Annotated in this window: 1 protein-coding gene; it reads left to right on the top strand. The window is 27.7% G+C overall.

Annotated features, from left to right (window positions below; all coding sequences use genetic code 4):
• A partial coding sequence (locus tag JXZ91_RS03050) for a hypothetical protein (protein ID WP_205851543.1) occupies positions 1-885 on the top strand: 885 nt, incomplete at both ends.

Raw genomic sequence — 885 nt, forward strand, 5'->3', positions numbered from 1 at the left:
GAAGCTAGTACTTGAGATGCTAATGTTGATGAACAATACAAAAAACTTAGGGACTATATCCAAAAGTTGGTTAAAGCTCTAAAAACTGGTATTACTAACGTCAATAAGAATTTAAGTTTAGAAGATTTAGAAGATCAAATTAAAAAACTAGAAAAGCACATTGCAATTGGTGAAGAATTAGATCTGATTTTAGATAAAAGTATCAAGACTTTAAAAAGTGATACTAAAAAAGTTGAACTTCAAAAAGATAAAGATTTACTTAAAGGAACTGTTAAAGAAGCTAAAGATGCTTTAGCAGCTGCTAAAGAAAAACAAAAAGATAAAATTAAAGATCTAGAAAAAATCAAAAAAGAAGCCAAAGCTTTAATTGAAAAAATTAATAAGGCAGTTGAAAAAGCTTCTAAAGCTAACACCAAAGCAGAATTTGAAAGTTTAATCAAAGAACTTAAATCACTAGTAGATATATCACAAAAATTAGAACCAAAATTAAAAGATTTTGGTGCTTTTAGTGAAGCTAATGAACTAAAACAAGCTATCGATAAAGCAAATGAAACTATTAAAAAACTAGAAGATAAACTTAAAGTTCAAACACTTGAACAAGAAAAAGAAGCTCTAAAAGAGTTTGCTGATAGATTTAAACAACAAGTAGACACTTTAATTACAGAAACAGATGCTGCCGATTCTTTAGATGAACTTAAAAAAGCTCTTGAGGAAATTGAAAGTCTAGCTACTCCTGGAAAAGAAAATTCAAAACGTGCAAATGAACTTAATTTAGATGACATTAAAAAATCTATTGATGAATCTTTAGCTAAATTAGAAGCACAAAAAAATAAATTAAACACCAAAAAACAAGCCAAAGAACTAGAAGCACAACATTTAGCTACA

It is taken from the genome of Mycoplasma enhydrae (assembly GCF_017116825.1).
Lineage (GTDB): Bacteria > Bacillota_I > Bacilli_A > Mycoplasmatales > Metamycoplasmataceae > Metamycoplasma > Metamycoplasma enhydrae.